5 protein-coding genes are annotated in these 7,383 nt (G+C 68.0%); 2 read left to right on the forward strand and 3 right to left on the reverse strand.

Features of this window, described 5'->3' with window-relative positions; translation table 11 throughout:
* Positions 1–161 precede the first annotated feature (161 nt).
* Entirely contained in the window at positions 162–1,211 is a 1,050-nt protein-coding gene (locus VXC91_RS22695) for a tyrosine-type recombinase/integrase (protein ID WP_329509159.1), read from the forward strand.
* A 172-nt stretch (positions 1,212–1,383) separates the two neighbouring features.
* Positions 1,384–3,462 (forward strand): tyrosine-type recombinase/integrase, encoded by a 2,079-nt coding sequence (locus tag VXC91_RS22700; protein ID WP_329509154.1) that lies wholly within the window; start codon positions 1,384–1,386, stop codon positions 3,460–3,462.
* Here VXC91_RS22700 and VXC91_RS22705 read toward each other — a convergent pair.
* The 3 genes from VXC91_RS22705 to VXC91_RS22715 form a co-directional block, all read right to left on the reverse strand.
* Positions 3,437–3,901 carry a hypothetical protein gene (locus VXC91_RS22705; RefSeq protein WP_329509155.1) on the reverse strand — a complete coding sequence of 155 codons (465 nt, stop codon included), beginning with the start codon at positions 3,899–3,901 and terminating at the stop codon, positions 3,437–3,439. The genes VXC91_RS22700 and VXC91_RS22705 overlap by 26 nt on opposite strands.
* Before the next feature lie 24 nt (positions 3,902–3,925).
* Positions 3,926–6,406: a site-specific integrase gene (locus VXC91_RS22710; RefSeq protein WP_329509156.1), complete on the reverse strand. Its 2,481-nt coding sequence runs from the start codon at positions 6,404–6,406 to the stop codon at positions 3,926–3,928.
* Positions 6,403–7,383: tyrosine-type recombinase/integrase (locus VXC91_RS22715; RefSeq protein ID WP_329509157.1), on the reverse strand; the 981-nt coding region annotated here is incomplete at its 5' end. The genes VXC91_RS22710 and VXC91_RS22715, both read right to left, overlap by 4 nt.

Raw genomic sequence — 7,383 nt, forward strand, 5'->3', positions numbered from 1 at the left:
TGCATGAAGCTCCTTCGATTCATCGAGATCTGATTGACGGCCGGGTACGGCTGCCCCGGATGGGGGCAGTGGTAGAAGGCGAGTCGCCTTCGCTGCCGTGGCGGGTGGTGGATGCTGCTGGTCGGGAGATCGAGCCGGTCAGCAGTTACCTTCGGGACCGGATGCTGGGCGATGTCAGCCCGCTTACATGTCGCAGCTACGGCTTTGACCTGCTGCGCTGGTACCGAGTGCTCTGGGCACTGGATGTGGGCTGGGAGCAGGCCACCGAGGCGGAGACCGCCGCGTTGGTGGGCTGGCTCCGTTCGGCTCGCAACCCACAGCGCCAGCGCCGGGCCGGTGGCCACCGGGCCGGGACGGTGAACCCGAAGACGGGCAAGCCGACGCTTCGGGCCGGGTACGCGCCGGCGACCATCGCTCACAACCTCTCGGCAGTTCATGGGTTCTACGCCTTTCACCTGCACTTCGGCCGGGGTCCGGTGGTGAACCCAGTGCCTGAGAACAGGGCACGCCGTGCTGCGCTAGCGCACCTGTCGCCCATCGAGGCTCGCGCCGCGTACCGGCGCGGCCGGCTGCGGCCGAAGGTGCCTGCCCGGCAACCGCGGGCACTGCCCGATCACCAGTGGGACGAACTGTTCACGCAGATGAAGTGCGCACGGGACCGGGCATTGCTGTCCTGCTACGTCTCGTCTGGCGCCCGAGCATCCGAACTGCTCGGGGTCGAACTCGGAGACGTCGACTGGACCAAGGGCCAGTTGTGGGTGATCTCCAAAGGCAGCCGGGCCCGACAACCGGTTCCGGTATCGCCCGAGGCTCTCGCCCACCTCGCCGCCTACCTGGAGGAGGCCGGGCTCCCACCCGACGGCATGCTGCTCTGGCGCACCCGCCGCGGCCAGCCGAGACCGCTGACCTACTGGGCGGCCCGCCGCATCATCCAGCGCGCGGACGAAGCGATCGGGGCGAACTGGACGCTGCACGACCTGCGGCACACCGCCGCGACCCGACTCGCCCGCGACCCGGAGCTGACACTGGTGGAGGTGCAGACGATCCTGCGACATGCCCATATCAGCACCACGGCGCTTTACACCGTGGTCGGGCTGGACGACCTGGTGGACAAGCTCGCAGAGCACTACGCACGGCCGGTCCAGCCGACCACGTGGCCGCAGCGATACGAGGCGAGCGACATCGAGGCGGTGTTCGGTGCCGGGCGCTAAAGTCGGCGACAGCCTGCGGCTCCAAGGCCCGACGACCAATCGGGTCCGCCGTCATGAGAGTGCCGAAGGCCGGGTGGCGACCGGAAACTTCGAGCCCACTGCCATCATTCCCGCCCCTCCGCCACGGCCGAGGCGGCCGCCTCGCTCGCTTGGGGACTTCGCGACGGCCTCGGTGGAGGAGATCATCGAGGTGGTCATCGGGCACTTCCTGCCTGCTGGCTCCAAGACGTGGCGAGCACGTCAAGAAATGCAGGAGTTCCTCGGCTATCTGACCGGATTTCCTGGAGATACCTGGCAGGAGCGCTGGGAAGCGGCCGGCCACGATGCGGGCATTCCCGTCGGCCGGGTCGCAGGAGACGACCGTGCCCTGAGTCGTCGGCTGAGCGCGGCGGCGGGCCGTTGCTTCGCCATGCGATTGATCCGACCCACGCTGCTGGGCCTGCGCTCCAACACCTTCACCCGCTACACCCCGTGGTTCCGCAGCATCGCGAATGATCCGTGGCTGGAGGAGTTCTGCGAGCGGGTCGATCAGCTGCCCGTCGGCTCCTCCCGTCGTGGCCGGGCGAAGTCCGACGTCTGCTATGCGTTGACGGTCTTCGGGATCGACCTGGACGGGCTCACGCCCGAGGCCCTGCTGCACTACGCCGTCGAATGCCGAGCCCATGCTCTGGCCGGGGAAGACGCCGAGTCGGGCACCTTCTCCGGAACACTGGCTTGGCCGGTGTTGCACGAGATGGGGCAGTTTCCGCGCTCCGCTCCGCGAACTCTGCGGGCTGCTGTCACCCGGGGGCAGTTGTCGATCGAGGAAGCCGTAGACCGCCATCAGCTGCGCAACCGCGAGGTGCGGGACCTGTTGGTGGAGTACGTACGCCGCCGCTCCGCCGAGCTGGACTACTCGACCCTGCGGCACCTGATCACCCGCCTGGTCAAGACGTTCTGGAAGGTGATCGAGGAGATCAATCCCGAGCAGGCCGACCTGCGGCTGTCGCAGGAGACCTTCACACAGTGGAAGGAGAAGCTGCTGGTCCTGCCCGGTGGCAAGCCGCGCCTGGACATGGACGGCCCGCTGCTGGCGGTCCGGTCCCTCTACCTCGACCTGCACACCTGGTCCGTCGCCGAGCCCGAGCGGTGGGCGAAATGGGTCGCGCCCTGCCCGGTCCGGGACGCCGACCTGCGCCACTTCCAGCTGCGTCGACGCCGCCTGAACGAACGGATCGCCAACCGCACGCGAGTCCGTCAGCCGCTGCTGCCGATCCTCTCCCAGCACGTCAACGACACCTGGCACCAGCGCAGAGAGCTGCTCAAGGCCGCACAAAGCGTCAGACCCGGCGAAGAGTTCGTACACGACGGCACCACATGGCTGCGGGTGTCCTGCAACGAGCGCCACAACCGGCCCCCGGTCCGTGTGGTCAACCGCACCACTGGCGACCTCGTACGCGTCTCCCAGGACGAGAACGCCGCGTTCTGGCAGTGGGCCGTCGTGGAGACACTCCGGCTGGCCGGCCTGCGCGCCGAGGAACTCACCGAACTGAGCCACCTCAGCGTCAGGCAGTACCAGCGCCCCAACGGCGAGGTCGTCGCGCTCCTGGTCATCAGCCCGTCCAAGAGCGACCGTGAACGCGTCATCCCCATGTCGGCCGAGCTGTTCCACGTCATCGCCCAGGTCATCCGCCGCCACCGCGAGGAACACGGCACCGTCCCGGTCTGCGCCCGATACGACCTGCACGAGAAGGTGTGGAGCGAGGAGCTGCCCTACCTCTTCCAGACCGTCCACAGCAGCAGCCAGCGCGGCATGTCCAGCACGACGGTGTGGCGCATCGTCCGACGTGCGTGCAATGAGCTGGCCGCCACGCACCCGGAGTTCGCCAACGTGCACTTCGCCCCGCACGACTTCCGACGGCTGTTCGCGACCGAGCTGGTGAACAACGGTCTGCCGATTCATATCGGTGCCGCCCTGCTCGGGCACCTCGACATCCGCACTACCCGCGGCTACGTCGCGGTCTTCGACGAGGACGTCATCAGCCACTACCACCAGTTCCTCGCCCGACGCCGAGGAACGCGACCAGTGGAGGAGTACCGGGAGCCCACTCGCGACGAGTGGGAGGACTTCCAGGAGCACTTCGACAAGCGCCGCGTCGAACTCGGCTCCTGCGGCCGGCCCTACGGCACTCCGTGCGCGCACGAGCATGCCTGCTTCTCTGAACTTGCTCTCGAGTGGCGATCAGTCAGGAATGTCCTTGCCCGCGGTTGAGTTCGTGGTAGGCACGAAAGTCGAAGAAGCGCAGACCCTCGTTCACTGCTCCAGTCTCGATTTCCTGCAAGGTCCAGGGGTGGGCGGAGTAGTCGTCGATCGCCACGCCTCCGTGCTCAAGCAGCAGCGCGGTCAGTTGGCGGATCTCTGCGGTGCCATCTATCCGCCCGGAGATGTCGATCTGCACTGCCCAGGTGGGGTGGTATCCGACGGCTGCTTCGAGGACCGCCACGTCGTCGGGATCCCAGTAGTAGAAGAGGTAGCCGGTCTGCTCATCGTCGATCTCGATGTAGAGGTTGCCGTCCAGAGTCCATGGATCGCGCTGCTGAGGAAGGTGCCGATCGAGTAAGGCGACGGTCTCAGCTCGCTCACCTGTGGGGAACACGAACACACTGCGCATGGGCTGGAAGCGTAGGCGGGCCAGCTTCTCGGCGACCACGGATATCCTCTGATCATTTTGCCTTCACGAGGTGCTGGTTGAGGGACTGGTAGCTGGCGGCCGAGTGGGGATCCCGAGGTCGACAGCGGTGTGATGGCCGCGGCGGCGATCGAGCTGAGCGAGTTTGTCTTCCGCCCCGGCGAGGCTGACCTGTAGCCCCTCGACCTCGCCGAGCCAGCCTTCCTGCTCGGCTTCGGCGATTCGGGCGATCAAGTTGTCGCGGATCTCGGCAAGCCGTGCACGTTGGGACGGGTCAGGTCGAAGGAGTGAGCATCTGACACATGCGTGCTCATGAATGCACGGGGTCCCGAAGGCGCGTGCGCAGGTGCCGATGGACACCTTCCGCTTCTCGAAGTGTGCGAGGAAGGCGTCCCACTCCTCTTCGGTCGGGGTCCGGTACTCCTCGCTGGGACGGGCGGATCGCCGGCGGGCGATGAAGGCCCGGTGGGCCTCGATCGTTTCGGCGGGATAGACCGCCTTGTAACCGATCGTGGTGTCGATGCTCTTGTGCCCGCAGATCACCTGGGCGATGTGTGGTGGCAGGCCGTTCATGATGGCATCGGTGACGAAGATCCGCCGAAAGTCGTGGGGCGAGAAGGTGAGTGCCTCGCCGTCGACATTGGTCAGGCCGGTGGCGGCCAGCGCGTTGATCAGCAGCTTCCGGAGCGCGGTCGGCGTGAAGACGCGGTGTTCGGAGCCGATGCCGCGCTGGAACAGCAGCGGCATCGGCGGGTTCCAGACCTTCTCGCGGACGTCGTAGGCGGCCACCAGCGGAATGGCCCCGGTGGGGCCGCGCAGTCGGCTGATGATGGCGCTGAGCACGTCGGCGAGTTCGGGACTGACCAGCAGGAGCCGCTCGGTGTCGGTCTTGGACGGAGCAATCTGCAGCAGTGGGACGACCTCGCCGGTGGACGGGAGCCGGTACTGGGTGATGCTGTGGTGCGTCAGCTCCAAGAGTTCCTCGTTCCGCACGCCGGTCAGGCGCAAGACCTCGATCGCGGCGAAGGCCCAGAATGCCTCCTCTTCTTCGTAGGTCAGGTTCCGCCGGCGTCCGCCGTACGTCTCCTCGGCCCAGGTGAGGTGGCCTGCGGCATTGGGGGCGAGGGCTCTTCGCAGTGCAGGATCGGTGCCGGGGATGACGGCCCCGGGCTCGGTGTTCCGTGCCGCCTGGAGCAGGTCGGCGGCTGTGCGTCGCCGCCGGTCGGCAGTGCTGACCAGGATGGGCAGGACGGGCAGCCGCTCGCGGGTGCGCTGGTCCATCCGGGCTTTGCGCCGCTTGCGTTCCTTCGCCTTTTGGATCTCGTCGTCGCTGATCGGGCAGGGCACGGCCCAGGGCCCCCAGCGGGCCGGTTCCTCGGCGGCCCATTGCGCGATGTCCAGGTAGAAGGCGCGGACGCGCATGAGCTCGTCCTTGGCATTCAGGCGCGGGCTGGAGACCTCGACGTTCTTGCCGTCGGGGCCGGTGACCGTACGCTTCTTGACCCTCAAATCACCTTTCCAGGCGCGGGCCACTGCCGGCGGCAGCCGTAGCGTGTCGATCCCCGGGGCCAGGGCTTCGATCCGGGCCCAGAACAGACCGGCGAGTGTGCGCGAGATCGCGTCCAGGCTGGCGAAGTCCAGCGACGGCTGACGCTCGCGCAGATAGTCGACCAGCAGGTCGCGTACTGGTCGGCACTGGATCCGGTAGCGGTCCACCAGTTCCTCGATACTCAGCTGGCCCAGGGCGAGTCCGAAGGCTCGGATCGTGGCCGGGGCATCCTCGGGGAAAACCTTGAGGTCCCGCAGCCGCAGGTAGAAGTCGACCTTCTTCTGTCCGCCGCGGGCGTGCACCTGACGCTGGGTATCAACGAGTTCCACACAGTCGCCGACCGTGATGTCGTCGATCGTTCCGCCCTTGCAGGCCAGGATGGTGGCGATCCGTGTCGTGGCGATCTGGGCGTCCTTGCGCGAGCTGGCCGGTCCTGCCGCGGCGAGTTGGTGCAGGCGCGCGAACCCGTCCGGGTCCCGGATCTCGGCCATCGCGGAGGCGAGATACCGGTGGGTGCGGGTGAGCATCCACGGCAGGCCGGGACGGATGACGTCTCCGCAGATGAGCATGAGCAGCCCGGAAGGCAGGTCCTCGCGGTCATGGGACGGCGAGGGCCCGTGCTCGCGCAGCCACTGCAACGGGATCTCCACCCAGGCGGCCCCGGGCCGGTCTTCCGCCCCGGAAGCCTTCCATCGCTCCTGCCAGGTATCCCCGGGCAGGCTGGACAGCCAGCGCAGCACTTTGGTCACCCCGCGGCGACGTCCGGCTCGGGTGCCGTTGGCCGCCGGGAGGAACGGCGGTGCCGTCAGCCTCCGCAGGGTCTCCTCCAGCGACTGCGTGGCGTGCAGCCACCGCCAATCCGGTGGCCGGGGCGGAAACTGCTCCCGCAACTGGCCATTCCGCGCCTGGGCCTGCTCCACGGTCGCGTTCGCGACCTTCAGCGGGGTGCGCGTGGAGTGCTTGACGACGGCCGTCACGACGAGCGTCCGAACAACACGTCCAGCGACGCCTGGTCGTAACCCGGTGCTGGTGGTGGAGGCGTCGGCTGCACGTCCTCCCGGGCCCGGCGCGCGTGGTAGGCCAGCACGCCGGACACGACCTCCTCCTTGTGCGGCGTCAGATATACCTCCGTGGCGGACAGATGCGCGTGTCCGAGCACCCACTGCACGTCGGCCAGCGTCAGCTTCGGGTCGCGCACCATCCGGGCGGCCGCGCTGTGCCGCAGATCGTGCAGTGTCCAGTCCGCGCCAAGCGAGGCGTTCACTCGCTCGAACATCCGGTGGGCACCGTGGTAGGTCAGCGGCCGAATCGGGCGTCGCCGTGTCCACCACACCGGCTGCGTACGACCGTGTGGGACCTGCCCGTGCATCGCCTGCTGATACAGCCGCAGCCAGACGAACGCGTCCGCTGACGCCGGCACTTGTTGGACTGCCCGCGAGCCTTTGCGCACCACGCTGACCAGCTGCTGGCCGGGGTCGACGTCGCGCTGTCGGATGCCGAGCAGCTCCGAGGCCCGGGCCCCGGTGGAAATCCAGAACGCGACCAGGGCCCGGTCGCGATGCGAGGGCAGGGCGGCGAACAGCTTGTTGAACCACTCCTCGGGAATGGAGCGTGGGATCCGCCGCGGAAGGCTGGGCCGGTAGCGGCCCACGCGCTCGGGTTTCCACCCGTCCATCGGATTGTGGTGTGCGTGCGCGCGGCCGGAGCGGCGCGACAGGTCCAGCGGGAACGGGTTGAGCAGAGGCCCGGTGCCGGCGTCGCGGTGGATGTCGTAGAAGCGTCGCAGCACCGTCTCGCTGTGTGCGACGGTGGTCCGGGCATAGCCGGGCCCGACCGTCGGCTTGCCGGTCACGGGGTTCGGGCCGGTTCCGCTCGGTGCCGACCGGCGCTTCGGAGTCTTGCTCCTTCCGGGCTTGGCCATCAGCTGAATCCAGCGGCTGAAATCCCGGGCCTC

The sequence above is a fragment of the Streptomyces chiangmaiensis genome, from assembly GCF_036281785.1.
Lineage (GTDB): Bacteria > Actinomycetota > Actinomycetes > Streptomycetales > Streptomycetaceae > Streptomyces > Streptomyces chiangmaiensis.

Excerpts from the sequence above, each read along its gene's own strand:
- VXC91_RS22695 (WP_329509159.1), top strand. The coding sequence starts at position 162 with ATGCTGGGCGATGTCAGCCCGCTTACATGTCGCAGCTACGGCTTTGAC.